This window comes from Halopelagius inordinatus (genome assembly GCF_900113245.1).
In the GTDB taxonomy this organism is placed as follows: Archaea; Halobacteriota; Halobacteria; order Halobacteriales; family Haloferacaceae; genus Halopelagius; species Halopelagius inordinatus.
In genome coordinates this window covers 77535-103955 of record NZ_FOOQ01000005.1, presented here as the reverse complement: position 1 = coordinate 103955, position 26421 = coordinate 77535, and the positions used below count along the sequence as shown (strand labels likewise).

Sequence of the window (26421 nt, the reverse complement as noted above, 5' to 3'; positions counted from 1 at the left end):
AGGGTAGTGTGTCACCAAACCACATGAATCTTCGGATCGCGCAGCGCGTCTCTGTCAGTCCTCGCGGACGGTGTGTTCGAGGACGCCGATGCCTTCGATGTCGATTTCGACCCTGTCGCCGCCCGAGAGGGGGCCGACGCCCTCGGGCGTCCCCGTCGAGATGACGTCGCCGGGTTCGAGCGTCATGTACTCCGTAATCTCGGCCACGAGTTCGGGGATCGAGAAGATGAAGTCCGCCCGCGAGGAGTCCTGTTTCGTCTCGCCGTTCACGCGCAGTTCGATGCTCGCGTCGTCGGGTACCTCGTCGGGCGTCGCGAGAACCGGGCCGAGGGGTGCGCTGTTGTCGAACGCCTTTCCGCGGATCCAGTTCTGTTCGACGTCTTGGTCGTCGCGGTTCGAGATGTCGTTCAGGCAGGTAAAGCCGGCGACGTAGTCCATCGCCTCGTCCTCCGAGACGTTTCGGCACTGCTCGCCGATGACGACGGCCAGTTCCGCCTCGTAGTCCACTCGTTCTTTGCCGGCGGGGAGCGTCACGGTGTCGCCGTGGGCGGCCAGCGCGTTCGGCGGTTTGAGAAACAGGAGCGGTCGGTCCGGAATATCCATCCCGGACTCCGCCGCGTGTTTCGCGTAGTTGAGGCCGACGCAGACTATCTTGGTCGGTTCGCAGGGGGGGAGTACGTCGACGTCGTCCGGGTCGAACGTCTCGCCGCCGAACGCGAGTCCATCGTCCGTCCACCGTCCGGTTCTGACGCTCCCGGCAGGATCGCGGAATCGTACGCGGTGCATACAGGTGGCGTCTCGTGCCCGCGACAAAACAGTTCTGGAAGCGACAGCGACCCCGACGGGGGAAACGTTGAATCCACTCCGGGCCGAGGTACTGAGAGACGATGAACGGCATCTCGAAACCAACTCTCGGACGCACGAGTACCGAACGAGGCGACGCATGAAAGTCGTCGTCACGGACTACGACTTTCCGGACCTCTCGATAGAACGCGAACTCGCGGAGGAGGCGGGCGTCGAACTGGAGGCGGCGCAGGCGAAGTCGCCAGACGAAGTCGCGGCGGCCGCAGAGGGGGCCGACGCGCTTTTGGTCCAGTACGCGCGGGTGGACGAGTCGGTGTTCGAATCGACCGACCTCCGCGCAGTCGGGCGGTACGGAATCGGCGTCGACAGCGTGGACGTAGAGGCCGCGACGGAACACGGCGTCTCCGTCCTCAACGTCCCCGCGTACTGCATCGACGAGGTATCGACGCACGCCTTCTCGCTTCTGTTGGCCTGCGTCCGCAACGTCGCGCGGTACGACCGGGAGATACGCGACGGAACGTGGGATTGGACCGTCGGCAAGCCGATTCGCCGGTTCGCGGGGCGGACGCTCGGACTCGCCGGGTTCGGGAAGATTCCGCGCGCGGTGACGGAGAAGGCGCGGGCGTTCGACTTAGACGTCGTGGTCTACGACCCGTACGTGGACGCCGAGGACGTCGAGAGTCACGGCGCGGAGAAGGTCGAGTTCGAGGAACTGCTCGAACGCTCGGACTTCGTCTCCGTCCACGCCCCGTTGACGGAGGAGACAGAGCGGATGTTCGACGCCGACGCCTTCGACGCGATGGACGACGCCGCGATTCTCGTCAACACTGCCCGCGGGTCCGTCGTCGACGTAGACGACCTGTACGACGCCCTCACCGGGGGCCGAATCGGCGGAGCGGGCATCGACGTGATGCCGACCGAACCCCCCGAAGACCGGTCGCTCTTCGAACTCGAAAACGTCGTCGCGACGCCGCACGTCTCGTGGTACTCGGAGGACTCCTACGAGGAACTCAGACGAACGGTGACGTCGGACGTTCTCGGCGTCCTCCACGGTGACGAACCGCAGAATCCGGTGAACGAACTCGACTGAGAGGGGATCCGGCGGTCGCGGACCCGAACGGCGATGTCGGTAAGGCCACCACCATGACGGGAAACACGTTTTGCGAGGATGAACAAACACTATGTGTAATGAACAGTAATGATACCTCGTCATGGGAACAAACACCGCGAACACGATAGGGGCGTTGGGAACGTCGCTTCGAATCCTCGAAGCGTTGAAAGAGAAGGGTAACGCCGGCGTGACGGAGTTGGCGAACGAACTCGACCTGCCGAAAAGCACCGTCTACAGCCATCTCCGGACGCTTCGCGAACACGAGTACGTCGACTGGCACGACGAGACGTACTGTATCGGTTTGAAGTTCCTCGACTTCGGCGAACACACGCGCAACCGGATGCGAATCTACGACGTCGCGAAACCGGAGGTTCAGGCGCTGGCCGACGAGACGGGGGAGTTGGCGAACCTCCTGGTCGAAGAACACGGCGAGGGGGTCTACCTCTTTCGCGCCAAAGGCGAGCAGGCGGTCAATCTCGACACGCACGCGGGGATGCGCGTCGGTCTGCACTGCACGTCGCTCGGAAAGGCGGTTCTCGCACACCTCCCCGAGGAACGAATCGACGAGATAGTCGACCGATGGGGACTCCCGGCGCGGACGGCCAACACCGTCTCGACGCGGGAGGAACTCGACGAGGAACTCGCGGCCATCCGCGAACGCGGATACGCCACCGACAACGGGGAACGCCTCTCTGGACTCCGGTGCGTCGCCGCGCCCATCACGAACCCCGACGGACACGCCATCGGCGCCGTCAGCGTCTCGGGGCCGACCAGTCGGATGAAAGGCGAAACGTTCCGCTCCGAGGTACCCGAACGCGTCCAGAGCGCGGCGAACGTCATCGAACTGAACCTGACGTACTCGTAACTGGACGCCGGCCCTCGGGCCCGCATCTTCGACTCCCACGACTCTACAGTCGCCCTCCTCGCGGTGTGTCCAACACCAACGTATATCACGGTCGGTGACGCATCGGTACCCATGCCCGACGAGAGTAGCGAACGCGCGGCGTTCACGTACGACCCGGTGACAGTCGACGGAAAGACGGCCGTCGTCGTCGGCGGAACGAGCGGTATCGGACGAGCAATCGCACTCGCGTTCGCAGAAGAGGGAGCGAACGTCGTCCCGACGAGTCGGACCGAAGAGCGAGTCGCCGCCACCGCCGAGGAAGTGCGCGAACGCGGGAGCGAGGCGTTAGAAGTCACCTGCGACGTGACCGACCGCGACTCGCTCGAATCGCTCGCCGACGCGACCATCGACCGCTTCGGCGGCGTCGACGTCGTCGTCAACTCCTCCAGCGCCATCGCCCGGTCGTCCGTCTCCGAGGTGACAGACGAAGAGTGGGAACACGTCCTCGACGTGCAACTGACCGGCACCCACCGGACGGTCCAGACGTTCGTCACCCGCACCGACGTAGAGAGCGTCGTCAACATCGCGTCGCTCTCGTCCGTCCTCGGTATCGACGAGTTGGCGGCGTACTCGTCCGCAAAGGGCGGTATCGACGGCTACACCCACGCGGCGGCGAAGGACCTCGGACCGGAGGTGCGCGTCAACGCCGTCCGTCCGGGTTTCATCGCCACGGCGCAGACGGCGGACGCCTACGCCGAGGACACGCACCGGTACGAACGAGTCACCGAACGCGCGCCGTCGGGGCGCATCGGACGGCCCGAAGACGTCGCCGGGGCCGTCGTCTACCTCGCAAGCGACGCCGCGTCGTACGTCACGGGTGAGACGATTACCGTCGACGGCGGCTTCACTCCGAGCGCGTTCTGAATCGCGACCGGCAAAAAAGAGGACGCCGACCCGAACTCACATCGACGGTCCGATGCGCGTGATGGCGAACTCCGTGAGTCCGTGTCTCTCCGCGCAGGAACGTTCGCCGTTCGCCACGGAGACCAGCGTCTCCAGCAAGTCGTCGGCGTCGGCCGACGCCGCCTCCACGTCCACGTCGTCCGGGAGTGCCGCCGCCGTCCCGGGGTCGCCGGTCACCTTCACCACCGGGACGAGCGGGTGTCCGGCAAGGATGCCGTCGCCGGTGACGTGGACGACGACGTTCGCACCCGCGGCGGCGAGTGCCGTCGTCGCCTCCGCGAACCGCGACGGCGCGTCGACCAGGGCGAGTCCCTCTGAGATGCCCGCGCGTTCGCCGTACGCGAGCACTTCGGATACGTCTCGCGTCCCCCACGACCGCGTCACCTCCTCGAACGAGCGCTTTCGGGCGAAACGGCCGACCCGCGTGGCCCGCGGCGGGTGCCCCTCGTGTCGCGCTAGCAGGTCGTCCAGCGAGTCGCGTGCGGCCTCGTCCGTCGCGTCGCGGGCGGCCTCGGAGTGAGCGACGACGCGTTCGTTCCCGGCGACGACGACGCGGCCCCCGGCGGCGACGACGGCGCGCGCCACGTCGCCGACGAGGGGGTCCGCCACGTCCACCGTCGAGGTGTCTAAGTCGCTCGATACGATGCCGAGCGTCAGGTCGCCGATGGTCGCGTCGGACCGGCCCGATTCGCGCGCGGCGACGAGGTCGGTGGCCGCGTCGACGCCCCGTTCGACGCATTCGTCGGTTCCGCCGACGCCCTGTATCGACAGTTCTCGAACCGGAACGTCCCGAGATTCGAGCGCTCCCGCCACGTCGGCGCTTTGGACCTCCTCGCACCCGAGTCCGACGACGACGGTTCCCGCGACGTTCGGGTTCTGCGCGAGAGAGAGGAACGTCCGCCGCGTCTGTTCGTTGTCGGCACCCAGTTGAGCGCACCCGTGGTCGTGCGGCGTCGAGACGGCGTGGTCCACCCGCGAGGCGATGCGGTCTGCGACGATGTGCGAACAGATGACAGAGGGGAGGACGAGAACGTTGTCGCGGACGCCGACGCTCCCGTCCTTGCGGGGGACGCCCTCGAACGTCCGTCCGGTGATGGATGGGATGCTCACGCCGTCTCACCCCCGATGGCCGCGCGGTCACCGCGGCCGCGGGTACTCTCGCAGTTGTGCGTGTGGACCCACTCACCGCGCGCTATCGCCTGCGTCGCGGTGCCGATGACTTCGCCGTACTTCCGCACCTCGTCGCCCGCAGAGAGCGATTCGATCGCCACCTTGTGACCGAACGGAACGTCCGCAGAGAGGACGACGGTCCGGTCGTCGTACTCGATTTCGGTGCCCGAATCGAGGTCGTCGACGGTCGTTCCGACGTTGTCGGAGTCGCTCAACAGGAGGAGGGTATCGTCGAGGACGCGGCCCTTCATGCTCCCGCCTCCGCGTCGAGTTCCTCCGGCTGAATCTCGTTTATCGCGAACTCCTCCAGTCGCCGGTGTTCGGACTCGGTGCGCCGTCCGTCCGCCACCTCGACCAACGTCTCGAAGACGCGTTCGCCGACGGAGTCGATGGACTCGCCGTCGAACACCGTTCCGGCGTTCACGTCGATGTTGTTCGACATCTTCCCCCACGTCTTCGGGTTGCCGGTCACCTTGATGACCGGCGCGATGGGGTTGCCCGTCGTGCTTCCGCGCCCGGTGGTGAACGCGATTATCTGCGCCCCGCCGGACACCTTCCCGACGACGCTCTCTACGTCGTACCCCGGCGTGTCCATCAGCGTGAGTCCGCCGCCGACCGGCAGGTCCTCGGCGTACTCTACGATGCCGCGAACGGGTGTCGTTCCGCCCTTCGAGATGGCTCCGAGGCTCTTTTCCTCGATGGTGGTGAGGCCGCCCTCTTGGTTTCCGGGCGTGGGTTGCGCGCCGCGGAGGTCGACGCCCATCAGTTCGGCCATCCCTTCGCGGGCGTCCACGTGTGCGAGCAGTTCGTCCCGCGTCTCGTCGTCGACGCACCGGTCCGCGAGGATGTGTTCCGCGCCGATGAACTCCGGCGTCTCGCTGAAGCAGGCGGTTCCCCCCGCCTCCACGAGTCGATCGCAGGCGGCGCCGACGGCCGGGTTGGCCGCGATTCCGCTCGTCGCGTCGCTCCCGCCGCACTCGACGCCGAAGACGAGTTCGGAGACGTCCGCCTCCTCGCGTCTGGCGCGTTGTGCCTCGTCGTTCAGACGGGCGAGTCGGTCCGACCCCTCCGAGAGGGCGGCTTCCGTCCCGCCGGCCTCGCGGATGGTGAGCGTCTCCGTCGCCGTCCCGTCGGCCGCGATTCGGTCCGCGACGGCGTCGGCGGAGATATCTTCGGTTCCGAGTTCCACGACGAGTGCAGCGCCGACGTTCGGGTTCCGCCCGACGCCCGCTAACACGCGTTCTGTCTGCCGTCTCGCCGCGTCCGGTTGGCTCGTTCCGAGTTGGTGCGGTGTCGCCCGCGCCCACGCGCCTGCTTCGTCGGCGACTGCAGACGAGACGGCGGAGGCGGCAACCGACGTCGGAATCACCGCGACGTGGTTGCGGACGCCCACTCGGCCGTTCGGCCTGCGGTAGCCGCTAAATGTGTGGCCCATGGGAACAACCGTCGCTTAGGATAGTGTTAGTCTTTTCGCCGATGACGGACCGAACCGGCCCCGAGGGGCGCGCGCGGCGGTTAGGCCCCCGAACGCGTACACTGGCGTCTCCTCCCGTGGGGAGTCGCCCAACCGGCGGGGCGCGTCGGGTGCGGTATTTTCGATCCGTGTGACTGAACACTCCATCTCGAATGCTGTCAAAATATATTTATGACAATAGTTCATTGGCCCGTCTATGGCAAGAGATCGCATGCCAGATCGGAGAGACGTGATTAAAGCGACTGCGACGGCCGGGATTCTCGGCCTCGCGGGCTGTAGCGGCATCGGAGGCGGTGGCGGCGGGGGCGGTGGCGGCGGCGGTGGTGGTTCGTCCGGCGGCGGTTCGAGCGAGTTCATAGAGCAGGCGAGCAGCATCGGATTCGAGGAGAACTGGCAAGATAGGCGTCTGACATCGCTCGACGAGTGGAGCCTCGAAAAGCGACAGGCGATTCCGGACGAGGGGAATCGCGCCGATTCGAGCGCGTGGGCCGAGTCCGAAGCGGTCCAGTCGGCACCGTGGCAGCCTCCCGAGGGATGGGACGAGACGGCCGCCGGAGACATCGAGGAGATTCAGCTCCTCAACTTCGGTTCCTTGGAGTACGACCCGGCGACGGTGGCGGCCCACGGTATGTTCGAAGACCGGACGGGAATCACCATCAATCCGCTCGAAATCACCGTCGATCAGGCGATTCCGAAGGAGACGGCGTTCCTCCAAGCCGACGAGGCGAAACCCGAGGCGTTCCAGGTCGTCGTGACCGACTCGATGTCCTCGTTCGCGGAGGCGGGTCACCTTCAGCCGGTCGGTCCGTTGTTCGCCGACAGCTCGATGTGGGACCCGATTCAGCCCGTCGGACAGCAGACCCTGAACTACAACGACAGCCTCTACGGCGGGCCCGCCTACCTCGAAGGCGACCTCGTCCACGTCAACGTCGGGATGCTCGAAGACCAGGGCATCGACCAGTCGGTCATCGACAGCATCACCAACGGCGAGTGGTCGTGGGACGACCTGGAGACGTGCATGCAGGCGTTCGAGGGAACGGGCGCGTACGCGTGGGCGTACCGCGGGGCGTCTCGAACGTACACGATGCGCGACTTCAACAAGCATTACTACCAAGCCGGCGGCGAGTTCGTCAACGACGACGGAACCGTCACGGTCAACGACGAAGCCGGATACTACACCCTCAACAAGATGGTCGAGTGGCTCGACAACGGCTGGGTTCCGGACTCGGTGGTCAACTTCGGGCAGGGGGACTTGGCCGACGGCTTCACCTCGGGGCAGTTCGCCATGGTTCCGGTGTACGGCGACCTGACCGCACAGGCGGAAGCCGAGTTCGGCGACGACTACCAGCCGACGCTGACGCCCGAGGGCGGCTCCGACGCCCCGAGCCCGACGCGTGCGGGTCTCTCGTCGCCCAACGCGGTGGGTCTCAACGTGAACGCGCCGGACGCCGCGAAACTGGCAACCATGATATACATGGACGCGCGCATCTCTCAGCCCGCCGCGTGGTGGGAGTTCGTCGTCGAAGGCAACCAGTCGTGGCACACGTCCGTCTACGAGGAAGCGTCCGAAACCGGGGCCGCGCTCTACCCCGACATCCGCGGTCAGCAGGCCAAGCTCAACAAGGCGGAGGTGTTCCCACAGCAGCGTTCGATCAAGCAGAACATCAGCCAGGAGTGTCAGCAGGCCATCTCGGGATCGAAGTCCCCCGAGGAAGCGCTCGACGCGGCCCAAGACTACATCGACACGGTCCTCGACCAGTAACCACCGTGATGGGAAACTCGATATAGCATGTCCCTCGAATCAGAGACCCGGTTCACCACTCCCGACACGAGGTACGAGAAGCTACGCCACCGCCTCTCTCAGTTCGCGAACGACCACATCCTGCTGGTCCTTTTGGGACCCGCGCTCTTGGTCATCACGGCGATATTCGTCTATCCCGTGTTCTACCTCTTCCAGCAGTCGCTGTACCTGACGATTCCCGGCGCAGTCGAGCGGTTCGTGGGGCTCGATAACTTCGTCACCATGTTCCAGGCGTCGGCGTTCTGGGACTACTTCGTGAACACGCTCGTCTACTCGTTCGGCTCTCTGGCCATCAGCCTCGGGAGCGGTCTGATACTCGCACTCGCGATCAACCACGTGGCTCACTCCAGACTGCGGGACGCGTACTCGACTCTCTTGATGTTCTCGTGGGCGATTCCGCTGGCCGTCGTCGCCCTCATCTGGAAGTGGATGTTCACCGGCAACGAACTCGGCTTCTTCAACATGGTGATGCTGGACTTGGGACTCATCTCCAATCCCATCGCCTGGTTGGCGACGCCCGAATTCGCGATGCTCGCGGTCACGTTGACCGACGCGTGGGCCCGAATGCCGTTCGCGATGCTGCTGTTGTTGGCCGGGTTGCAGTCCATCCCCCAACACATGTACGACGCGGCGAAAGTCGACGGCGCGACGACGTTCCAGACGTTCCGCGCGATTACGATTCAGTATCTGCGTCCGTACATCGCCATCGTCGCGTTGATAAACTGGATGTTCGCGTTCCGCGCGTTCGCCGTCGTCTTCCCGATGACGTCGGGCGGACCCGGAACGTCTACGACCATCTTCAGCATCCACATCTACCGTGAGGGTATGATCAACTTCAACTACGGTTACGCCTCCGCCGTCGCCGTGTTCATCATCGGCATCACGCTCGTGGTCGCGACGTTCTACGTGACCAAGGTCATGGGAGGCATGGAAGGACAATGAGCACACCAGACGAAACCTACGAACGGATCAGTTACGACAGAAAACAGGGCTTTTGGGACATCGTGGAGAGTCCGAAAGTCGTCCACTTCGTGTTGGCTCTGGCGGTCTTGACCGTCATCGTCCCGATATTCTGGGAGGTGCTCACCTCGCTGAAGACCAACGAGGCGGTGTACAACCTCAACTACTTCCCGCGGGACCCGACGCTCTCGTCGTACTATCAGGTGCTCATCGGTGAGAGCTACTGGCGGGCGGTGCTGAACAGCATCATCATCTCGTCCGCGACGACGATAGCCGTGATAACGCTCGCTGTGCCGGCGGGGTACGCGTTCAGTCGGTACCGATTCCGGGGCGACAACGTGCTTTTCATCGGCGTGTTGTTCTCCCGGCTGTTCCCCCCTATCGGACTGATCGTCCCGTACTACCAGATCATGTCTTGGCTCGGCCTGTTGAACACGCTGCCGGGCATCATCATCGCACAGACCTACCTCTGGTTGCCGCTGATGATCTACATCATGCGGAACTTCTTCATGTCGATTCCGCAGGACCTAGACGAGTCGGCGCGCGTGGACGGCTGTACGCAACTGCAGGCGTTCCGGAAGATAGCGCTCCCGTTGGCGCTCCCCGGGGTCGCGGCGTGCTCGATACTGACGTTCCTCTACTCGTGGCGTGAGTTCCTGTTTTCGCTCATCGTCACGACGGACCTCCAGTCGATGCCGATATCGGTCGCCGTCTACCAGTTCGTCGGCGACGTCTCCGTGCAGTGGGCGTCGCTCGCGGCCGCGAGCATCATCGCCATCATCCCCACCATCCTCGTGGTGGTGTTCTTCCAGCGGTACATCGTCAGCGGACTGACCGCGGGAGCGCTGAAAGAATGAGACCGAAGCGAATCTCCGACAATGAGTGAATCCAAACCGACGTCGACAGACGAGACGAGAAGTGGTACCGCCAGTGCGAACGAGGACATCAACGTCCAGATAGAGGACGTCACGAAGGTGTTCCAAAACGACGAGGGCAACGATATCGTCGCCGTCGAGGACCTCGATATCGACATCCGCCGCGGCGAGTTCCTCGTGTTCGTGGGTCCCTCCGGGTGCGGCAAGACCACGTCGCTGCGGATGGTCGCCGGCTTAGAGACGCCGACGGAGGGGAAAATCCGCATCGAAGACGAAGACGTGACCGGCTACGACCCCCGCGAACGGGGTATCGCGATGGTGTTCCAAAACTACGCGCTGTACCCCCACATGACGGTCGCAGAGAACATGTCGTTCCCGCTCCGCATCCGGAACTACCCGTCCGACGAGATAGACGACCGCGTCGACGAAGCGGCCGAACTGCTGGAGATAGACGACCTGCTCGACCGGAAGCCGTCACAGCTCTCTGGCGGCCAACAACAGCGCGTCGCTCTCGGGCGCGCCATCGTCCGCGAACCGTCCGTGTTCCTGATGGACGAACCGCTCTCGAACCTCGACGCGAAGCTCCGGGTTCAGATGCGGACGGAACTCAACGAGATACACCAGCGTGTCGGGAAGACGACGATTTACGTCACGCACGACCAAGCTGAGGCGATGACGCTCGGTGACCGTGTCGCCGTGTTGAACGACGGGACACTCCAACAGATCGGTCCGCCGCAGTACCTCTACGACAATCCGGTGAATCGGTTCGTCGCGGGGTTCATCGGGGAACCGCCGATGAACTTCCTCCCGGTGTCGATTCGGGAGACGAACGACGGCTACGACGCCGTCGGGGAGTTCTTCGAGTTCGAACTCCCCCGGGACGTCGTTCGGGACATAGACGAGTGGGACGGTTCGCTCGACCACGTCACCCTCGGCGTCCGTCCGGAAGACCTGAGCAACCTGTCCGTTCTGGACCACGACGAGTACACCGAAAACAGCACGCTCGACGCCTCCGTGAAAGTCGTCGAGCCGATGGGGTCCGACAAGTTCCTCACGCTGACGTCGCCGACCGACGACACCACGGAGTTCAGCGCGCGCGTCTCGCCCGAGAGCACCGTCGCTCCGGGCGAGTCGATATCGCTCGCCGCCAACCTCGAGAAGATACACCTGTTCGACGAACGGACGGGCGAGAACATCACCTACTAACTTTTCGCCCGTCGCCTCGGGGACTGGCCCCGAACCGCCTCCCCGCCCTCGGAGCGAAGTGGAACGCGCCGCCAACGTATTAGTCAGAACCCCGAGAACGGGGTGGTATGACCGATTGGATAGATCTGACTCAGACGCTCGGTCCGGACTGTCCCACCCGACCCCCGAACCGTCCAGCACCCGAGTTCCTCGTCGAACGCGAGGTGGCCTGTGTAGCGACGGACGCACTCGGTGCGGACGCCCCCGGCGCGACTATCGAGGACCACGTCGTCCACCGGACGCTCCTCCCCGGGGGAGTCCGTATCGTCGAATCCGAAGCCGTTTCGTTTCGGTATTGACGCGGGACTCACGATGGGATGGCGGTTTGTTGTTTCACCGGCTGGGACGCTTTTTGTCTGTCCCGAAACGGAACCTACGGAGATTCAAACAAATTGGCTATGGTTTGCCGTCGGTTCACCGTGGACGACAGCCGGTTAGTCGACGATGGCGACGGCCCGGATGGGTGATCCGGAGCCATCCTCAATCTTGAGTGGGAGGGTGACCAGCAAGGAGAACGGTGGAAGTTCGTCGAGACTCGTGAGATTCTCTACGATGTATGTCTCGTTCCCTAGTAGTTCGTAGTGCGCGGGGAACGACTCGTCGTGTGCCACATCGATAGCGGCAGTGTCACAGCCGACGAGGGCGATTCCAGTATCGGTGAGATATTCGGCCGCTTTCTCGGAGAGTCCTGGCCAGTCGGCCATGTACTGGGTGCCGTCAGAGCCAGTGGCCCAGTGGCGATCCCAGCCAAACCGGAAGAGGACGCGATCATCCTCCCTGAGATCTCCATGTTTTGTTTCCCACTGCTCGATGCGTTCGACGGGGACGGTGGCATTTCGCTCGATATCTGCGACATCGATGGTTGCCGCCCGACCGATGAGGCTGTCGAGATCGATAGACGCGATATCGTTGTGTGCGTCGCCCTCTGCGATAAAGTGGAGCGGGGCATCCATGTGCGTCCCGGTGTGTTCACCGAGCGTCAACCGATAATGGCAGGCAACATCCCCCTGTTCGTAGGATTCATACAGTGTATGGCCGTAACGGGCGTGGGTGGGAACGACGGGCATTCCCTCTTCGAGTGTCTGGGAGAGGTCAACGACCTCACTATCGACGAGCGCGCTGAGCGCATTCGATAGCTTGTTGTCGTCGCTCATCGTCGGTCACTCCGCGAGTGTGCGGTGCGCTCTCTGTCTGATTCGGTGTAGCGAGTTAGTAATTCTGTCATTGGGCTTTGTATCGGCTGCCAGTTGTCTTTCGTTGGTCGAAGTCCACGACAGTCGGGCGAACTGCCCGGCCAATCGTGAGAGGGCTTAATCTGTCATTTCACGATTTCGATCTTGTCACGGTCCATCGACATCGCGACAGCGAAGATGACGACGAACCCGAGGATGATCTCTTGAACAAACGACTGGATGCCCAGCAGGTTCATCCCGTTGGTCAGCACGCCGATGACCATCACGCCGAGAATCGTCCGGTGCGGACCGCCGACACCGCCGGTCAGCGCGGTGCCGCCCATCACGATGGCCGCGATAGACTGGAGGAGCAGACCCTCACCCATGCCCGGCGTCGCCGAGGAGATGCGTGCGGTCAGCAGGACGCCGGCAAGACCACAGAGCGTCCCCGAGACGACGAACGCGCCGATCTTGTACCGGTCGACGTCCACGCCCGAGAAGTCGGCAACCCGCTCGTTCTCGCCAAGGGCGTACGTGTATCGCCCGAACGTTGTCTTCCACGCTAGCAGCGACACCAACACGTAGACAACCAGACCCCAGATGACAAGGTTGGGGACATTGGGGATGGTGTTACCGATGGCAATCTGTCTGATACCCGATGCGTTAAACGGTACCGAGTAGCCACCGGTCATCAACAGGGCCGATCCACTGAAGATGGACAGCGAACCCAACGTGACGAGGAAGGAGGGAATCTTTCCCTTCGCGAACACGACGCCGTTCAACAAGCCGACGCCCGTCCCCGCGAGGACGCCCACCAAGAGAGCGAGCAGGCCAAGCTGATAATCGTTGATAAGTAACGCAGTGACGACGCCCGACAGCGAGACGATAGAGGCGACGGACAGGTCGATACTCTGCTGGAGGATGGGGAACGTCCCGGCGAGGGCGACAAGCAGCAGAATCATGCTGTTCATCATCACGTTCCCGACCAGGTTGTTGTAGGTCAAGAACACATCCGACGTGATTGTGAAGATACCCATCAGTATCAACAGCATCAGGAACGGACCCAAGTCTACGAGGATGTCCATGGACGAGCGGTTCTGTCGGTACTCTCCGAGCCAATCGGCGACTGGGTTGTCTGAGGTTTCTCCGGTCATGTTAGATCATCTTTTTGATTATTTCCGATTCCGTCGGTTTGTCATCGGGCGGTGCGTCAACGATCTCGACCATCTCGCCCTCGTGCATCACGCCGATGCGATTGCTCATCCCGATGAGTTCCGGGAGTTCGTCCGCGATGAAGACCATCGACACGCCGTCGTCGGCGAGTTGACGAAGGATGCGGTACACTTCTTCTTTGGCGCCGACGTCGATACCGCGGGTCACGTTATCCATGACGAGGACCGATACCTCGCGCTGGAGGTTCTTCCCGAGGACGACTTTCTGCTGGTTGCCACCGCTGAGTTGGATGAGCGGCGACTCGATGCTGGGCGCCTTGACGTTGAGTTGCTCGATCACGTCCTCTGCCATCTCGTCTTCCTTCTCGAAGTCGATAAGCCAGTTGACCGTTCCCAGCCCAGGCAACTTGTCGGCGACGAGGTCGGTTCCGATGCTCGGCAACGAGACGTTGACGCGCAACGGTTGGTAGAGCAATGTTCCCTCGGACTGGCGCTCCTTGGGGACATAGCCGACGCCTTGGTTGACCATCCGATGGACGGACCCCGTCTCGACGGGAGTGCCGTCGACGGTGAGTTCACCGGTGTCCGCGGCGTCAACGCCGCTCAGCACGCGGCCGAGGGCGCTCTTCCCGCTACCCATCACGCCACAGATCCCGAATATCTCGCCCTCGTGGACGTCGAACGAGACGTCCTCGAAGTGCCCCTCGTTGCCGAGGTTCGACACCGTGAGGACGGACTCGTTGCCCTCGACGCCTCGCTGGTCGGAGACCTGATAGTACTCGTCCGAGACCTCGCGACCGACCATGCTCTGCTGGAGTTTGTCCTCGGTGGCGTCCCCCCGCTGGAGATGGTTAACGACTTTGCCGTCCCGAAGGACGTAGATGCGGTCGCTGATTTCAAGGACTTCGTCGAGTTCGTGGGAGACGAACACGAACGAGGCCTGGTCGCGGAGGTCCTCGATACGGTCGAACAGAAGGTCACGTCCGTCTTCCTCGAGGCCCGCAGTCGGTTCGTCGAGCAGGATTATGGGGTGGTCGGTGTGGACCGTCTCGGTGAACGCTTTCGCGATACTCAGCATCTGCCGGTCGCTGAACGAGTAGTTCGAGACGCGTTTCTCCAGATCGAGGTCGATCCCAAGCGTATCTAGAATCTGTGCGCCCTCGCGTTTGAGAGTATTAGAGTCGAGGACGCCGGCGGTCGAATAGTCCGGGAACTGCTCTAGGAACAAGTTCTCGTAACCCGAGAGGTTCGGGATGATGTTGTGTTCCTGGTGGACGATGGCGACGCCGTGTTGGGATGCCTCCCGGGGGTTCGTGATCGACACCCTCTCACCGTCGACGTAGATGTGGCCCCGATCTTGCTGGTAGATACCACTGAGGATGTTTAGTAGGGTGCTCTTCCCGGCTCCGTTCTCGCCCACGAGTCCGACGACCTCACCGGTCCGTAACTCGAAGTTAACGTCGTCTAGTGCGACGACGTTCGTGAACTCCTTTCGGATATTCTCAACTTCGAACCGGACCGCCGAGTCCTGTACAGTGCGTTCGGAGAGATCTGTGTTTGCGCTCATGGCGTGAATCGGAACGATCTGGCTTCGAATGCCGGTTGTTCAGTACTCAGACTGTAATCACTAAAAATCACGATAACTCCGTTTATAGGTACGGGTTCTGCCCGTTCTGATTCCGCTGCTGGTAGTCCTCTTCGACCTCGTCGAAGAGGGCCTGGTCGTCGTAGGCGTCCGGAATCTCCAGGTTGTTCGGCTTGTTGTCCTCCGTCCATTTGAGCTGCTCCCACTCGGACTTGCGGATGGGTGCGAGGCTACGCTGGGGATCCCAGTCGTCACCGCTCTCGTGGACTGACATCGCCTTCCAATCGTACGGGGAGTGGCCGTCAGAGTACGCCACGGACAGATACTTCTCCGGCGTGGCGAACTCGGTGTCGAGGTCACTGAACTTTGACTGGTCAAGTTCGGGGTTGAGAACCGTCAGCGTCCGCACCCAGAGCATGCGCTCCGGTATCTGGGGTCGCCAGCCATGGAGCCAGTCCCAGGCCTTGGCGACGGCCCAGCCGCCTTGCCAGAACGGGGGGGCGGCCTGCTCCTGCACCTGGTACGGTTCACCGGAATCCGGGCCGTTGTTGCGGATGTATTCGATATTCGAGAGTGCACCGTCGAATCCGGTGAACGGAATCGCCATGTCGTTCTCGGAGAGAATCGATGCCGCACCGAGTCCGAGCGTGCCGTTGTTGCAGTAGACGCCGTCGATGTCGTCGCCGTGGTTCGAGACGAACGCCGACATCACTTCGCGGCCTAACTGGCGGGTCCACCCGCCGGAGTACTGGTGGGCCAGAACGTTGATGTCGGGATACTCCTTTGCGGCCTGCTTGAAGCCCTCGTACCGGTACGAACCGATGTGTCCCTTCGGACCGAGGATAACGACGACGTTTCCTGAACCGCCCATCTCCTCGAAGAGGATTTTGGCGGGGATTGCGCCGGCATGGTACGTCTCCGGAATCTGGTACTGGACGAACTCCGGGCCCACGGAAGACGGCACCAGCCACTTACCCATCGACCAATATTCGAAGAATGGGACGCCGTTATTCACGGCCGTCTCCGCGAGCGATCGAACGCCCGAGTCGCTAGGTGCGGTCGCGGCGACCATATCCGCACCGCTGGTGATGGCGCCCTCAATCTGGGATATCTGCTGGCTCAGTTGACCACCGTGATCTTGTGCGTTCGCGGAAAGGCCGAAGTCGTTGGCCGCCTCCTCCATACCGTTGCGGAAGGCTTTCCAGAGGTCGATCTTTAGGCTGTCAGGGGACATGAACGCCTTGTCTATCGGCCTGTCGTAACTGTTCTCCTCCCCACCTCCGTTCGTCGTTCCCGTTCCACCGTTACTTGACCCACTGTCAGAATTACCGGAACAGCCAGCGAGGGAGGTTATCGTTGTCGCACCAACCGCCCCACTGACAGCCCGTAGGTACCGACGTCTATGTTGATTGATACCGTCACCCTTGTCATGTCGTCCCATATACAATTGTGAGATATACAACCCCCCCAATAAAAAACTCCCGGTTATACATTATAGAATATTATATAAAAATGGTAACAGATACTCAATAACGACTACTCGCCCATCTCTGCGGGGTAACGTTTTCCTCCGTCATCGCCCGTTATCGAGTATGGTCGTTCCAAAGGCGTTCTCTCACATCGGTCTCCGGGCGGCAGATGTCGATAGCACTACTGCTTCGCTTGAACACCTCATAGGGGTCAACGTCGTAGACCGCGGTGAAATCACAAACGCCGACTGGGAACGTGACGTTCAGTACGCTACTCTCGAACTGGCCGACAAGACAATTTTCGTCGTTCATCCCACACCTTACGAGGCCGCAGGACTCGTTGAGCCGCTTGACCCCGGTATTGCTCACTATGGAGTCGAGGTTGACAGCATAGACGCCGCACTCGATGACTGGAGTGACGACACGGTTCTCATGGAGCCTTTCGATCTCGGTGATACACGTTACGCGTTCTGCACCGGTCCCGATAATACGCGAATCGAGCTCGTCGAGTCACTTACGGACTGAGCTCCACAAACGACGGACTCATCATAGGGCCAGTAAGAGCATGCAAAGGGTCAGCCAAATCCGGATCCGCTGTCGAACTTGGCTGACCTGAAGCGTATTACCAGTTCTCAGTTCAACGGTGGGACGAGAGTGGAATGACGCCAGGTGATTCCAGATCGAGACGGTCACCGATACGCGCAACTTCGAGACTGCGCGGGTACTCGAAGGATGCAGCATATTCGTATACTGATCTCGGGTCGGTGAGCACGCCTTTCCACATATCGTAGTGAGACGGGAGAAAGCGAGCGAGTTGGACGAAGTCACTCCCGACGAGATGGTGACGGAGGGCGTCGTGTTGGACTTCACCGACCACGCTCCCGGCACGAAAATCGAGCGCGAAGCGATGGAATCGGAGGCCGACCGACGGGGACTGCGGGGAGGCGACTTCGTAATCCTCGACTGCGGCAATCCGCCGCGTCCGACCGACGAGTACGTCCACCCGTCGCGCGACGCCGCGGAGTACCTCGTCGAACGCGACGTGGCCTGCGTGGCGATAGACGCTCTCGGCGTCGGCGCTCCCGGCGCGGCTATCGCGGACCACGTGGTTCACCGAACGCTCCTCCCCGGAGGCGTCCGTATCGTCGAGGGCGTAGCGAACCTCGACGCGGTCGAACCGGGGCGCTACGACGTCGTCTGCACGCCGATACCGTACGCCGGCCGAGACGGGTCGCAAGTTCGTCTCCTCGTTCGGCCGAAGGAGTATCGCGTCCTTCCGAGACAGGTTTTTACCGCTACTCGCGGAACCCTGTCACATGCACCCCTCGGCCCTCGTCGTCGCGGACGACCTGACCGGGGCGACCGACACCGGCCACGAGTTCGCCGCTCGCGGCCTCCGGACGCTCGTCTCCACGTTCGACGCATCGACGACCGACGCGGGCAGTCAGACAGACGTTCGCGTCGTCGACACCGACTCCCGGTACGCCGACCCGACGGACGCCGCCGTGCGGGTCGAACGCGTGATTTCCGACGGCGACGCCGGGTTCGTCTACAAGAAGGTCGATTCGACGCTCAGGGGGAACCTGGTCGCGGAAGTGGACGCCGCGGTGAACGCGACCGGTGCCGACGTCGCCCTCGTCGCCCCCGCCTCACCGCGCAACGGACGGACGACGGTCGAGGGGTACCACCTCGTCGACGGCGTCCCCGTCTCGGAGACGGACGCCGGGAACGACCCCGACAAGCCGGTCGAAACATCGCACCTCCCGACGCGGTTCGCGCCGTCGTCGTTCCCGGTCGTCCGCCTCCCGGTGAACCGCGTCGCGGCCGGTGCGGCCGCCGTCGCCGCGGACCTCGAAGCGACGGCCGCGGAGGGTCGAACAGTGGTCGTCGCCGACGCCTCGAACGAACGCCACCTCGACGCGGTGGCGTCGGGAGGAGCACGGGCGGACTGTTCCGTCGTCTACGTCGGGAGTGCGGGCCTCGCGCGGTACGTCGAGACGCCGCCGCCCGCCGCGGACGGCCCGCCGTCCGTCCCCGGACGAGAGCGGAGCGTCCTCTGCGTCGTCGGGAGTACGAACCCCGCGACGGTCGAGCAGATTCGCGCCCTTCCCGACGCGTCGGTCGTCTCCCTCGACGTAGAGACGGCCGTGGAGTCCCCCGCGACGGCCAGCGACGACGCCGCGGCGGACTGCGAAGCCCGCCTGAAGCGGTCCGGCCTCGCCGCACTCGTCTCCGCGCCGGACCCGGACGCCCCGAATCGTGCGGCCGAGGCGGGACGGCGACTCGGTCTGGACGGCGCGGAGGTGCGCGCGCGCGTCGGCGAGGCGTTGGCCGGGACCGTAGAGCGACTGTGGCGCGGCGGCGAGAGCGAAGACGACGGTGGCGGGAACGCGGCCGACGGGAGTTCGCCGGAGTCGCTTTTCGTTACGGGCGGTGCGGTCGCCGCCGACGTGTTCGACGCCTTGGACGCGAGGGGCGTCCTCCTCACCGGGGAGTCGGTCGAAGAGGGAATCCCTCTCGGACGCGTCGCGGGCGGCGTCGCCGACGGGACGCCGGTGGTCACGAAGGCGGGCGCGTTCGGCAGTTCCGGGGCAATACGTAAGTGCGCCGCCCGTCTCGGGGGACGTGATGACTTCGAGTAAACCGCTCGTCGCCGTGACGATGGGCGACCCGGCGGGGGTCGGCGCGGAAGTCGCCGTCGATGCGTACCGCGATGCAACCGAGTTCGCGCGAGTCGTCGTCGTCGGCGACGCGGACGCGATTCGGACGGCCGTCCAGGTGTGCGACGCCTCTCTCGACGTGCGCACGGTCGATTCGGTCGGCGACGTGGACGACGACCCCTCGACGCTCTCGGTGTTGGACCTCGACAACGTGGACGAACTCGTCCACGGCGAGTTGCGCGCGGAGTACGGAGAGGCGAGTCTGGAGTACGTCGAACGCGCCATCGAACTCGCCGTCGCGGGCGAAGTAGACGCCATCGCGACGGCCCCCATCAACAAGCAGGCGACGCGGATGGCGGGGAGCGACCACGCCGGTCACACCGGCCTCCTCGCGGAGCGAACCGACACCGAGAACTACTCGATGATGCTGATAGAGGAGGACCTGCGCGTGACCCACGTGAGCACCCACGTCCCCCTCAGAGACGCCTGCAACCTCGTGACGACCGAGAACGTCCTCGACACGATTCGAGTGACAGACGACGCCCTCCGCGAACTCGGTCTCGACTCGCCGCGCGTCGCCGTCGCGGGGTTGAACCCCCACGCCGGGGACGGCGGACTTCTCGGCGACGAGGACGAAGCGGAGATAGCGCCCGCGGTCGAACGCGCCCGCGAGGAGGGTATCGACGCCGACGGACCCCTCTCGCCGGACACCGTCTACGTCCGCGCGGCGCGCGGGGACTTCGACTGCGTCGTCTCGATGTACCACGACCAGGGACACATCCCGCTGAAGATGCTCGGGTTCGACGGGTCCGGGGGCGTGAGTGGAGTCAACATGACCGTCGGCCTCCCCATCGTCCGCACGAGCGTCGACCACGGAACCGCCTTCGACATCGCGGGCGAGGGTATCGCGAGCGAAGCGAGCATGGTCGACGCCATCAGAGTGGCGGCGACGGCGGTGGACAACCGCCGAGAGGACGCGAAGTAGCGACGGCGCGGTATCTCGGCCGCGCCTGTATCGGCAAGAGTTAACACGGTAGTGACGGAACTGTGACCCATGTCCACAGACGCGGTATCGGCCTTCGAGTCGTCGCTTTCGAATCTGGACGTGACGCTGACGCGAACCGACCCCGACGGGTTCGCAGCGGCCGTCACGGACGCAGTAGAGGAACCGGCAGTCGGGACGCCACTCGGGTTCGATGGCGTCTCGCTCGACGACACGCCCGTGCGGACCGACCTCACCCCTCGTCGCCTCACCGAGGCGGAGACGGGCGTCACGCCCGTCGGACGCGCCGTCGCGGAGTACGGAACGCTCGTCGTGGAGTCGAACGCCGCCGGAAACGAGTTCGTCGCGCTCTACCCGCCGACGCACGTCGGCGTCGTCCGCGAGAGCGACGTGGAAGCGGACGTCGAGTCGTCCGTCCCGTACCTCACAGACCGGTTCGAGAGCGGGGAGTCCGCCGTCTTCGCCACGGGCGTCAGTTCCACCGGCGACATGGGCGCGTTGGTCGAGGGCGTCCACGGACCGAGCACCGTCCGCGTGATTCTCGTGGAGGGACTATGAGCGCACAGAGAGAACGCCGTCGGAAGGCCCAGAAGATACGCCACCTGTTGGAGACGGAGGGCGACGCCATCCACGCCAACACCACCGTCTTCAACGACGACAGATACGAGGTCACCGCCGGATTCGAAGAGTACGAGGACCTGCGGACGGAGGCGCGGGCCATCAAGGAAGACGCCATCGAACGCCTCCCGGAACTCGTCGAACGGGTCCGCGAGAGCGTCGAGGCGAACGGCGGAACGGTGTACGTCGCGGACGACGCGGCGGACGCGAACCGCTACATAGAGACGGTCGTCGAGGACGAGGACGCCGAAACGCTGGTCAAGAGCAAGTCGATGACCACCGAGGAGTTGGACGTGAACGAACACCTCGAATCTCGCGGCGTGGACGTCTGGGAGACGGACCTCGGGGAGTTCGTCCTGCAGGTGGCCGACGAAGCGCCCTCTCACCTCGTCGGACCCTCGCTTCACAAATCGAGAGCGGACGTGGCCCGCCTGTTCAACGAGACGTTCGACCCCGAGGAACCGTTCGAGACGCCGCAGGAACTCACGGAGTTTGCCCGCGACTACCTCGGCGAACGCATCCGAGACGCCGACGTGGGGATGACGGGCGCGAACTTCGTCCTCGCGGACTCCGGCACCATCACCCTCGTGACGAACGAGGGCAACGCTCGGAAGTCGGCTGTCACTCCCGACACGCACGTCGCCGTGGCGGGCCTGGAGAAACTGATTCCGGGGGCCGAGGAACTACAACCGTTCGTCGAACTCATCGCCAAGGCGGCGACGGGGCAACCCATCGCGCAGTACGTCACGATGCTCACGCCGCCCGTGTCGTCGCCGACAATCGACTTCGACAGCCCGGACGAACCGCTCGGAAGCGCGGACGAGCGAGATTTCCACCTCGTCCTCGTGGACAACGGCAGACTCGACATGCGCGAGGACGACCACCTGAAGGAGACGCTCTACTGCATCCGGTGCGGGGCGTGTGCGAACTCCTGCGGGAACTTCCAACACGTCGGCGGCCACGCCTTCGGCGGGGAGACGTACACCGGCGGTATCGCGGGCGGGTGGGAGACGGGCGTCCACGGACTCGAGAGCGCAGACGAGTTCAACGACCTCTGTACGGGCTGTTCGCGGTGCGTCAACGCCTGCCCGGTGAAGATAGACATCCCGTGGATAAACACCGTCGTCCGCGACCGGTTGAACCGCCAGAGCGACGCCAGCGAGTTCGACTTCCTCGTGGAGGGTCTCACGCCCGACGCCGAACCCGGCGGGATGGACGTACAGAAGCGTCTCTTCGGGAACTTCGGAACCCTCGCCAGAGTCGGCTCCGCGACGGCACCGCTCTCGAACGCCGTCTCGAACCTCGGACCGGTCCGGGCCGCGATGGACCGACTCCTCGGCGTGGACGCCCGCCGCGACTTGCCCCAGTTCCGCCGGGAGACGCTCGTCGACTGGTTCGAGAAGCGAGACGGCGCAACCCACTCGGACGCCACCGCCGGCCGGAGCGTCGTTCTCTACCCCGACACGTACACGAACTACGTCCTCGTCGAGAGGGGAAAAGCGGCCGTCCGAACGCTCGAAGCCCTCGGCGCGCACGTGGAACTCGCGACGCCGAGAGAGAGCGGGCGCGCACCCCTTTCGCAGGGGATGGTCGAGACGGCGAGAGAGAACGCGCGCGCCGTCGCCGCCGACTTGGACCCCTACCTCGATGCGGGGTTCGACGTGGTCGTCGTCGAACCCTCGGACCTCGCCGCGTTCCGCCGCGAGTACGAGAAACTGCTGGACGGTGAGACCCACGAACGACTCTCCGAGAACGCCTACGAGGTGATGGAGTACGTCTACGGCCTCGTCGAGAACGGTGCCGATCCGGGCGTCCTCTCGTCGCCCGGCGCGGACACCGAACGCGTCGCCTACCACAGTCACTGCCAACAGCGAACGCTCGGCGTCGAAGCGTACACCGAAGCCGTCCTCGCGAATCTCGGATACGACGTGCTGTCTTCGGACGTGGAGTGCTGCGGCATGGCGGGGAGTTTCGGCTACAAATCGGAGTACTACGAACTCAGTATGGACGTCGGCGAGGACCTGCGCGAGGAGTTCGCAGACACCGACGACAGAACCCTCGTCGCCAGCGGAACGTCCTGCACCGAACAGATGGGCGACCTGTTCGCCCGCGACGTGACCCACCCCGTCGAACTCGTCGCGCCCGACGGGTAACTTCGGCGCGGACGGGCGGGCGCGACGCTCTCGGCGGCGTCAGCTTTTTTATCCGGCGAAGTGGTTTGATTTGGCATGGCAAGAAGTGACAACGACGGGTCGGGGCCGACGCCCGTCGCGGAGGAACCGATTCTGGACGCCTGCGGGGAGACGTCCGTCCCCGAGATGGGCGTCATAGAGCAGGTGTGGGAGACTGACCCGATTCCGACCGACGAGGTGCGCGACCGGGCGGCAGAGGCCGTCTCCGCGTTGGAGTTGGACGGCGTTCCCGACGGCGGCGAGGTGGCCGTCGGCGCGGGGAGTCGGGGCATCGCGAACATCCCCGACATCGTCGGCGGCGTCGTGGACGGACTCCGAGAACGGGGGTACGACCCGTTCGTCTTCCCGGCGATGGGGAGTCACGGCGGGGCCACCGCCGAGGGACAACGAGAGATGCTCGAGTCTCTCGGCATGACCGAATCGACTCTCGGGTGCGAGATACGGGCGACGATGGACACCGTCGTCGTCGGGCGGACGGCGGACCGCGACGTGGCGGTCCACGCCGACGCGAACGCCGCCGCCGCGGACGCCATCGTCCCCGTCAACCGGGTGAAACCCCACACGGACTTTCAGGGCGACGTGGAGTCGGGCCTCTCGAAGATGCTCGTCATCGGGATGGGGAAACAGCGAGGCGCGAAGACGGCCCACGAGTGGGCGACCGACTGGAGTTTCCGCAACATGCTCCCCGAAATCGCGTCGCTTCTGGTGGCGGAACTGCCCGTCGCGGGCGGCGTCGCGATCGTCGAAGACGAACACGACGACACCGCACACCTCGAAGGCGTCCCCCCCTCCGGGTTCCTCGACAGGGAGGCCGAACTCCTCGAACGGGCCTACGACCACCTGCCGACGATACCGTTCGACGAAGTTGACGTCCTCGTCGTAGACCGGATGGGAAAGGACATCTCCGGGGCCGGGTTGGACACGAACGTCATCGGACGACTGGTGTTCGGTCCCGAACCGGAACCGGAGACGCCGAACGTAAAGCGCATCTTCGTTCGCGGTCTCACCCCCGCCTCTCACGGCAACGCCACGGGTACGGGGTCCGCCGACGTGATACACGCCGACCTGTTCGAGGAGATAGACCTCCACGACATGCTGATGAACACGATTACCGCGAGTACGTTGCGGGGCGCGCACGTTCCGCCGGCCGTCGAGACTGACCGCGCCGGCATCGTCACCTGCCTCTCTACCATCGGCGTCGAGAGTCTCGACGCGCCGCGGGTCGTCCGCATCCGCGACACGATGCATCTCGAACGAATCGAGGCGTCGCCCGCCCTCCTCGCGGAGGCGCGCGAACGCGACGACCTGCGCGTCGTCGAGGAGGCGGAACCCGTCGCCTTCGAGGACGGCCAACTTCGAGAGGACGTTCTGGGCGCGTGAGTCGCGCCCGTCGGCGCGGCGGGGGCGGGGTGGTTTTTTGACCGTTCGGCGAGAGAGACTGCGCATGGAGCCAGCACTCATCCTGCCCGCAGAGCGCGACGAACGTTGGGATTTGGCGAAACAGATGGGCGTCGAGACGGCCGTCTACCACTCGCTCGAAATCGGTGACGGGTCGCGGCCGTGGCGGTACGACGAACTCCTCGAACTCACGCAGGAGTTCCGCGACTACGGCCTCGAACTCGGCGTCATAGAGGGGTGCGTCCCCATCTCCGACGACACCCGACTCGGCCGGGAGGGCCGCGACGAGGAGATAGCGCGGTTCAAGCGGTACCTGCGGAACCTCGGCGAACTCGACGTCCCCGTCGTCGCCTACGACTGGATGGCGGGCAAGCGGTGGGCGCGCACCTCTACGGCCGTCCCCATCCGCGGCGACTCGGTTACCACCGCGTACGACGACGAACTGATGGCTGGCGCGCCCGACCAAGACATCGCGCCCGTGGACGCCGAACGACTCTGGGACGCCCTCGAACACTTCCTGAACGAGGTGGTTCCCGTCGCCGAGGAGGCGGGCGTGAAACTCGCGCTTCACCCCGACGACCCGCCGATAGACAGCATCCGCGGCGTGGACCGCATCGTCACCTCGCCGGAGAACTACGACCGCGTGATGGAGATGTACGAAAGCGAGTACAACGGCATCACGTTCTGTCAGGGTAACTTCGCGGCGATGGGGGCCGACGTCCCCGAGACCATCCGCCACTTCGGCGACCGAATCAACTTCGTCCACTTCCGCGACGTGGAGGGGGACGCGCGGAAGTTCGTCGAGACGTGGCACGACGACGGGCCGACGGACATGCGCGCCTGTATCGAGGCGTACCGGGACATCGGCTTCGACGGCCCCGCCCGCCCCGACCACGTCCCGACGATGGCGGGCGAGGAGAACTCGAACCCCGGGTACATGACGCTCGGACGTCTCTACGCCGTCGGCTACATGAAGGGTCTGCTGGAAGCCACCGACTGACCGCGGACGCTCCGTCCCGCTTGTGGGATGCGAACGTATAACTATCAACTCGGAGAATGGAAGCGTGAACGATGGGACGAATACGACCCGACTTCACCGACGAAACCGTAATCGTGACCGGCGGTGCCTCCGGTATCGGACGAGAGGTGGCCCTGCGCTTCGGCGACGCGGGCGCGACAGTCGTCGTCGCCGACTTAGACGAGGAACCGAAGGACGCCGACGCGCCGACGCACGAGGCCATCCGCGACGACGGCGGCACCGCCGAGTTCGTCGAGACGGACGTGACCGACCGCGAACAACTCCGCGCTCTGGTCGAGGCGGCCAGAGAGTTCGGCGGCGTCGACGTGATGGTCAACAACGCGGGACTGATAGTCAACGGCTCCATCCTCGAACTCGACCCCGAGGAGTTCGACGCGATACACGCCGTCAACGCGAGAGGCGTCTACTTCGGGACGCAGGTGGCCGCAAACGATATGCTGGACCGAGAGGACCCCGGCGTCGTCCTCAACACGGCGTCGATAAGTTCGAACTCCGCGCAGTTCGACCAAGTGCAGTACGACTCCTCGAAGGGCGCGGTGCGGATGATAACGCGCGGGGCCGCCTTGGAGTTGGCCGAACACGGCATCCGCGTCAACGCCGTCGCTCCCGGCCAAATCGCCACCGAGTTCACCGACGGCTGGTCCGAGGAGGCACACGAGAAAGCGGAAAGCGGCGACCTCATAAAGCCGGTTCCGCTCGGACGCGCCGGGACGCCAGCGGACGTCGCGGGGGCGTACCTCTATCTCGCGAGCGACGACGCGGGCTACGTCACCGGCGAACTCGTCCACGTCGACGGCGGGTGGCAGATATTCTGACCGGCGGTCGCCGCCGTCCGACCGACATCCGTCCGACATTTCTTTTACCGC

General features: G+C 64.2%; 24 protein-coding genes and 1 pseudogene. 17 read left to right on the top strand and 8 right to left on the bottom strand.

Features of this window, described 5'->3' with window-relative positions; genetic code table 11:
• Positions 1-54: 54 nt before the first annotated feature.
• Positions 55-786 (bottom strand): fumarylacetoacetate hydrolase family protein, encoded by a 732-nt coding sequence (locus tag BM167_RS14825; protein WP_092893506.1) that lies wholly within the window; start codon positions 784-786, stop codon positions 55-57.
• 157 nt (positions 787-943) lie between these two features.
• Here BM167_RS14825 and BM167_RS14820 point away from each other — a divergent pair, with 157 nt between their 5' ends.
• The 3 genes from BM167_RS14820 (at position 944) to BM167_RS14810 (ending at position 3683) form a co-directional block, all read left to right on the top strand.
• Positions 944-1894 (top strand): C-terminal binding protein, encoded by a 951-nt coding sequence (locus BM167_RS14820; RefSeq protein WP_092893505.1) that lies wholly within the window; start codon positions 944-946, stop codon positions 1892-1894.
• A 121-nt stretch (positions 1895-2015) separates the two neighbouring features.
• Positions 2016-2780 carry an IclR family transcriptional regulator gene (locus BM167_RS14815; RefSeq protein ID WP_092893504.1) on the top strand — a complete coding sequence of 255 codons (765 nt, stop codon included), beginning with the start codon at positions 2016-2018 and terminating at the stop codon, positions 2778-2780.
• A gap of 111 nt (positions 2781-2891) precedes the next feature.
• The gene (locus BM167_RS14810; RefSeq protein WP_092893503.1) at positions 2892-3683 is read left to right on the top strand and encodes an SDR family NAD(P)-dependent oxidoreductase; all 792 of its coding nucleotides are present in this window, start codon (positions 2892-2894) and stop codon (positions 3681-3683) included.
• Positions 3684-3719: 36 nt separating this feature from the next.
• On the opposite strand, the gene BM167_RS14805 is transcribed toward BM167_RS14810, so the two are convergent.
• The 3 genes from BM167_RS14805 to BM167_RS14795 are packed head-to-tail and all read right to left on the bottom strand — an operon-like array spanning position 3720 to position 6327.
• Positions 3720-4832: a UxaA family hydrolase gene (locus BM167_RS14805; protein WP_092893502.1), complete on the bottom strand. Its 1113-nt coding sequence runs from the start codon at positions 4830-4832 to the stop codon at positions 3720-3722.
• Positions 4829-5143 carry a UxaA family hydrolase gene (locus BM167_RS14800; RefSeq protein WP_092893501.1) on the bottom strand — a complete coding sequence of 105 codons (315 nt, stop codon included), beginning with the start codon at positions 5141-5143 and terminating at the stop codon, positions 4829-4831. The genes BM167_RS14805 and BM167_RS14800 overlap by 4 nt, the downstream gene beginning before the upstream one ends.
• Positions 5140-6327, bottom strand: coding sequence for a UxaA family hydrolase (locus tag BM167_RS14795; protein WP_092893500.1), 1188 nt, complete (start codon positions 6325-6327; stop codon positions 5140-5142). The genes BM167_RS14800 and BM167_RS14795 overlap by 4 nt, the downstream gene beginning before the upstream one ends.
• A 235-nt stretch (positions 6328-6562) precedes the next feature.
• Here BM167_RS14795 and BM167_RS14790 point away from each other — a divergent pair, with 235 nt between their 5' ends.
• The 5 genes from BM167_RS14790 to BM167_RS14770 all read left to right on the top strand — a co-directional run bounded on the left by BM167_RS14790 (position 6563) and on the right by BM167_RS14770 (position 11546).
• Positions 6563-8128, top strand: a complete 1566-nt coding sequence (locus BM167_RS14790; RefSeq protein WP_092893499.1) for an ABC transporter substrate-binding protein — start codon at positions 6563-6565, stop codon at positions 8126-8128.
• A gap of 27 nt (positions 8129-8155) precedes the next feature.
• Positions 8156-9109: a carbohydrate ABC transporter permease gene (locus BM167_RS14785; protein ID WP_218153809.1), complete on the top strand. Its 954-nt coding sequence runs from the start codon at positions 8156-8158 to the stop codon at positions 9107-9109.
• Positions 9106-9984: a carbohydrate ABC transporter permease gene (locus tag BM167_RS14780; RefSeq protein WP_092893498.1), complete on the top strand. Its 879-nt coding sequence runs from the start codon at positions 9106-9108 to the stop codon at positions 9982-9984. Before BM167_RS14785 ends, BM167_RS14780 begins: the two co-directional genes overlap by 4 nt.
• Before the next feature lie 21 nt (positions 9985-10005).
• Positions 10006-11208, top strand: a complete 1203-nt coding sequence (locus BM167_RS14775) for an ABC transporter ATP-binding protein (protein ID WP_092893497.1) — start codon at positions 10006-10008, stop codon at positions 11206-11208.
• A gap of 107 nt (positions 11209-11315) precedes the next feature.
• Positions 11316-11546 carry a hypothetical protein gene (locus tag BM167_RS14770; protein WP_092893496.1) on the top strand — a complete coding sequence of 77 codons (231 nt, stop codon included), beginning with the start codon at positions 11316-11318 and terminating at the stop codon, positions 11544-11546.
• A gap of 135 nt (positions 11547-11681) precedes the next feature.
• On the opposite strand, the gene BM167_RS14765 is transcribed toward BM167_RS14770, so the two are convergent.
• The 4 genes from BM167_RS14765 to BM167_RS14750 all read right to left on the bottom strand — a co-directional run bounded on the left by BM167_RS14765 (position 11682) and on the right by BM167_RS14750 (position 16410).
• Positions 11682-12401, bottom strand: a complete 720-nt coding sequence (locus tag BM167_RS14765; RefSeq protein ID WP_092893495.1) for a cyclase family protein — start codon at positions 12399-12401, stop codon at positions 11682-11684.
• 164 nt (positions 12402-12565) lie between these two features.
• Entirely contained in the window at positions 12566-13471 is a 906-nt protein-coding gene (locus tag BM167_RS14760) for an ABC transporter permease (RefSeq protein ID WP_092893577.1), read from the bottom strand.
• Positions 13472-13574: 103 nt separating this feature from the next.
• On the bottom strand, positions 13575-15158 hold the full coding sequence (locus BM167_RS14755) for a sugar ABC transporter ATP-binding protein (protein WP_092893494.1): 1584 nt from the start codon (positions 15156-15158) through the stop codon (positions 13575-13577).
• Positions 15159-15240: 82 nt separating this feature from the next.
• On the bottom strand, positions 15241-16410 hold the full coding sequence (locus BM167_RS14750; RefSeq protein WP_092893493.1) for a sugar ABC transporter substrate-binding protein: 1170 nt from the start codon (positions 16408-16410) through the stop codon (positions 15241-15243).
• A gap of 358 nt (positions 16411-16768) precedes the next feature.
• Here BM167_RS14750 and BM167_RS14745 point away from each other — a divergent pair, with 358 nt between their 5' ends.
• The 9 genes and pseudogenes from BM167_RS14745 (at position 16769) to BM167_RS14700 (ending at position 26370) form a co-directional block, all read left to right on the top strand.
• A complete protein-coding gene (locus tag BM167_RS14745) occupies positions 16769-17170 on the top strand; it encodes a VOC family protein (protein WP_092893492.1) in 402 nt (133 codons plus the stop codon).
• Positions 17171-17483: 313 nt separating this feature from the next.
• Positions 17484-17660, top strand: a pseudogene (locus BM167_RS18975) (hypothetical protein); the annotation flags it as partial.
• Positions 17661-17961: 301 nt separating this feature from the next.
• Complete coding sequence (locus tag BM167_RS14730) at positions 17962-19287, top strand: four-carbon acid sugar kinase family protein (protein ID WP_092893491.1); 1326 nt, start codon at positions 17962-17964, stop codon at positions 19285-19287.
• Complete coding sequence (gene pdxA, locus BM167_RS14725) at positions 19274-20290, top strand: 4-hydroxythreonine-4-phosphate dehydrogenase PdxA (protein WP_394327246.1); 1017 nt, start codon at positions 19274-19276, stop codon at positions 20288-20290. The genes BM167_RS14730 and pdxA overlap by 14 nt, the downstream gene beginning before the upstream one ends.
• Positions 20291-20359: 69 nt before the next feature.
• Positions 20360-20866: an LUD domain-containing protein gene (locus BM167_RS14720; RefSeq protein WP_092893489.1), complete on the top strand. Its 507-nt coding sequence runs from the start codon at positions 20360-20362 to the stop codon at positions 20864-20866.
• Positions 20863-23079, top strand: coding sequence for an LUD domain-containing protein (locus BM167_RS14715; RefSeq protein WP_092893488.1), 2217 nt, complete (start codon positions 20863-20865; stop codon positions 23077-23079). The genes BM167_RS14720 and BM167_RS14715 overlap by 4 nt, the downstream gene beginning before the upstream one ends.
• 75 nt (positions 23080-23154) lie before the next feature.
• Positions 23155-24498, top strand: coding sequence for a nickel pincer cofactor-dependent isomerase, group 22 (locus tag BM167_RS14710; RefSeq protein WP_092893487.1), 1344 nt, complete (start codon positions 23155-23157; stop codon positions 24496-24498).
• Positions 24499-24562: 64 nt separating this feature from the next.
• Complete coding sequence (locus BM167_RS14705; RefSeq protein WP_092893486.1) at positions 24563-25516, top strand: mannonate dehydratase; 954 nt, start codon at positions 24563-24565, stop codon at positions 25514-25516.
• 71 nt (positions 25517-25587) lie between these two features.
• Positions 25588-26370 (top strand): SDR family NAD(P)-dependent oxidoreductase, encoded by a 783-nt coding sequence (locus BM167_RS14700; RefSeq protein WP_092893485.1) that lies wholly within the window; start codon positions 25588-25590, stop codon positions 26368-26370.
• The last annotated feature ends 51 nt before the right edge of the window (positions 26371-26421 follow it).

Excerpts from the sequence above, each read along its gene's own strand:
- BM167_RS14715 (WP_092893488.1), top strand. The coding sequence starts at position 20,863 with ATGAGCGCACAGAGAGAACGCCGTCGGAAGGCCCAGAAGATACGCCAC.
- pdxA (WP_394327246.1), top strand. The coding sequence starts at position 19,274 with ATGACTTCGAGTAAACCGCTCGTCGCCGTGACGATGGGCGACCCGGCG.
- BM167_RS14710 (WP_092893487.1), top strand. The coding sequence starts at position 23,155 with ATGGCAAGAAGTGACAACGACGGGTCGGGGCCGACGCCCGTCGCGGAG.
- BM167_RS14705 (WP_092893486.1), top strand. The coding sequence starts at position 24,563 with ATGGAGCCAGCACTCATCCTGCCCGCAGAGCGCGACGAACGTTGGGAT.
- BM167_RS14790 (WP_092893499.1), top strand. The coding sequence starts at position 6,563 with ATGGCAAGAGATCGCATGCCAGATCGGAGAGACGTGATTAAAGCGACT.
- BM167_RS14750 (WP_092893493.1), bottom strand. The coding sequence starts at position 16,410 with ATGTCCCCTGACAGCCTAAAGATCGACCTCTGGAAAGCCTTCCGCAAC.
- BM167_RS14820 (WP_092893505.1), top strand. The coding sequence starts at position 944 with ATGAAAGTCGTCGTCACGGACTACGACTTTCCGGACCTCTCGATAGAA.
- BM167_RS14800 (WP_092893501.1), bottom strand. The coding sequence starts at position 5,143 with ATGAAGGGCCGCGTCCTCGACGATACCCTCCTCCTGTTGAGCGACTCC.
- BM167_RS14825 (WP_092893506.1), bottom strand. The coding sequence starts at position 786 with ATGCACCGCGTACGATTCCGCGATCCTGCCGGGAGCGTCAGAACCGGA.
- BM167_RS14795 (WP_092893500.1), bottom strand. The coding sequence starts at position 6,327 with ATGGGCCACACATTTAGCGGCTACCGCAGGCCGAACGGCCGAGTGGGC.
- BM167_RS14755 (WP_092893494.1), bottom strand. The coding sequence starts at position 15,158 with ATGAGCGCAAACACAGATCTCTCCGAACGCACTGTACAGGACTCGGCG.
- BM167_RS14810 (WP_092893503.1), top strand. The coding sequence starts at position 2,892 with ATGCCCGACGAGAGTAGCGAACGCGCGGCGTTCACGTACGACCCGGTG.
- BM167_RS14780 (WP_092893498.1), top strand. The coding sequence starts at position 9,106 with ATGAGCACACCAGACGAAACCTACGAACGGATCAGTTACGACAGAAAA.
- BM167_RS14785 (WP_218153809.1), top strand. The coding sequence starts at position 8,156 with ATGTCCCTCGAATCAGAGACCCGGTTCACCACTCCCGACACGAGGTAC.
- BM167_RS14730 (WP_092893491.1), top strand. The coding sequence starts at position 17,962 with ATGCACCCCTCGGCCCTCGTCGTCGCGGACGACCTGACCGGGGCGACC.
- BM167_RS14745 (WP_092893492.1), top strand. The coding sequence starts at position 16,769 with ATGGTCGTTCCAAAGGCGTTCTCTCACATCGGTCTCCGGGCGGCAGAT.
- BM167_RS14775 (WP_092893497.1), top strand. The coding sequence starts at position 10,006 with ATGAGTGAATCCAAACCGACGTCGACAGACGAGACGAGAAGTGGTACC.
- BM167_RS14760 (WP_092893577.1), bottom strand. The coding sequence starts at position 13,471 with ATGCTGTTGATACTGATGGGTATCTTCACAATCACGTCGGATGTGTTC.
- BM167_RS14815 (WP_092893504.1), top strand. The coding sequence starts at position 2,016 with ATGGGAACAAACACCGCGAACACGATAGGGGCGTTGGGAACGTCGCTT.
- BM167_RS14720 (WP_092893489.1), top strand. The coding sequence starts at position 20,360 with ATGTCCACAGACGCGGTATCGGCCTTCGAGTCGTCGCTTTCGAATCTG.
- BM167_RS14765 (WP_092893495.1), bottom strand. The coding sequence starts at position 12,401 with ATGAGCGACGACAACAAGCTATCGAATGCGCTCAGCGCGCTCGTCGAT.
- BM167_RS14700 (WP_092893485.1), top strand. The coding sequence starts at position 25,588 with ATGGGACGAATACGACCCGACTTCACCGACGAAACCGTAATCGTGACC.
- BM167_RS14770 (WP_092893496.1), top strand. The coding sequence starts at position 11,316 with ATGACCGATTGGATAGATCTGACTCAGACGCTCGGTCCGGACTGTCCC.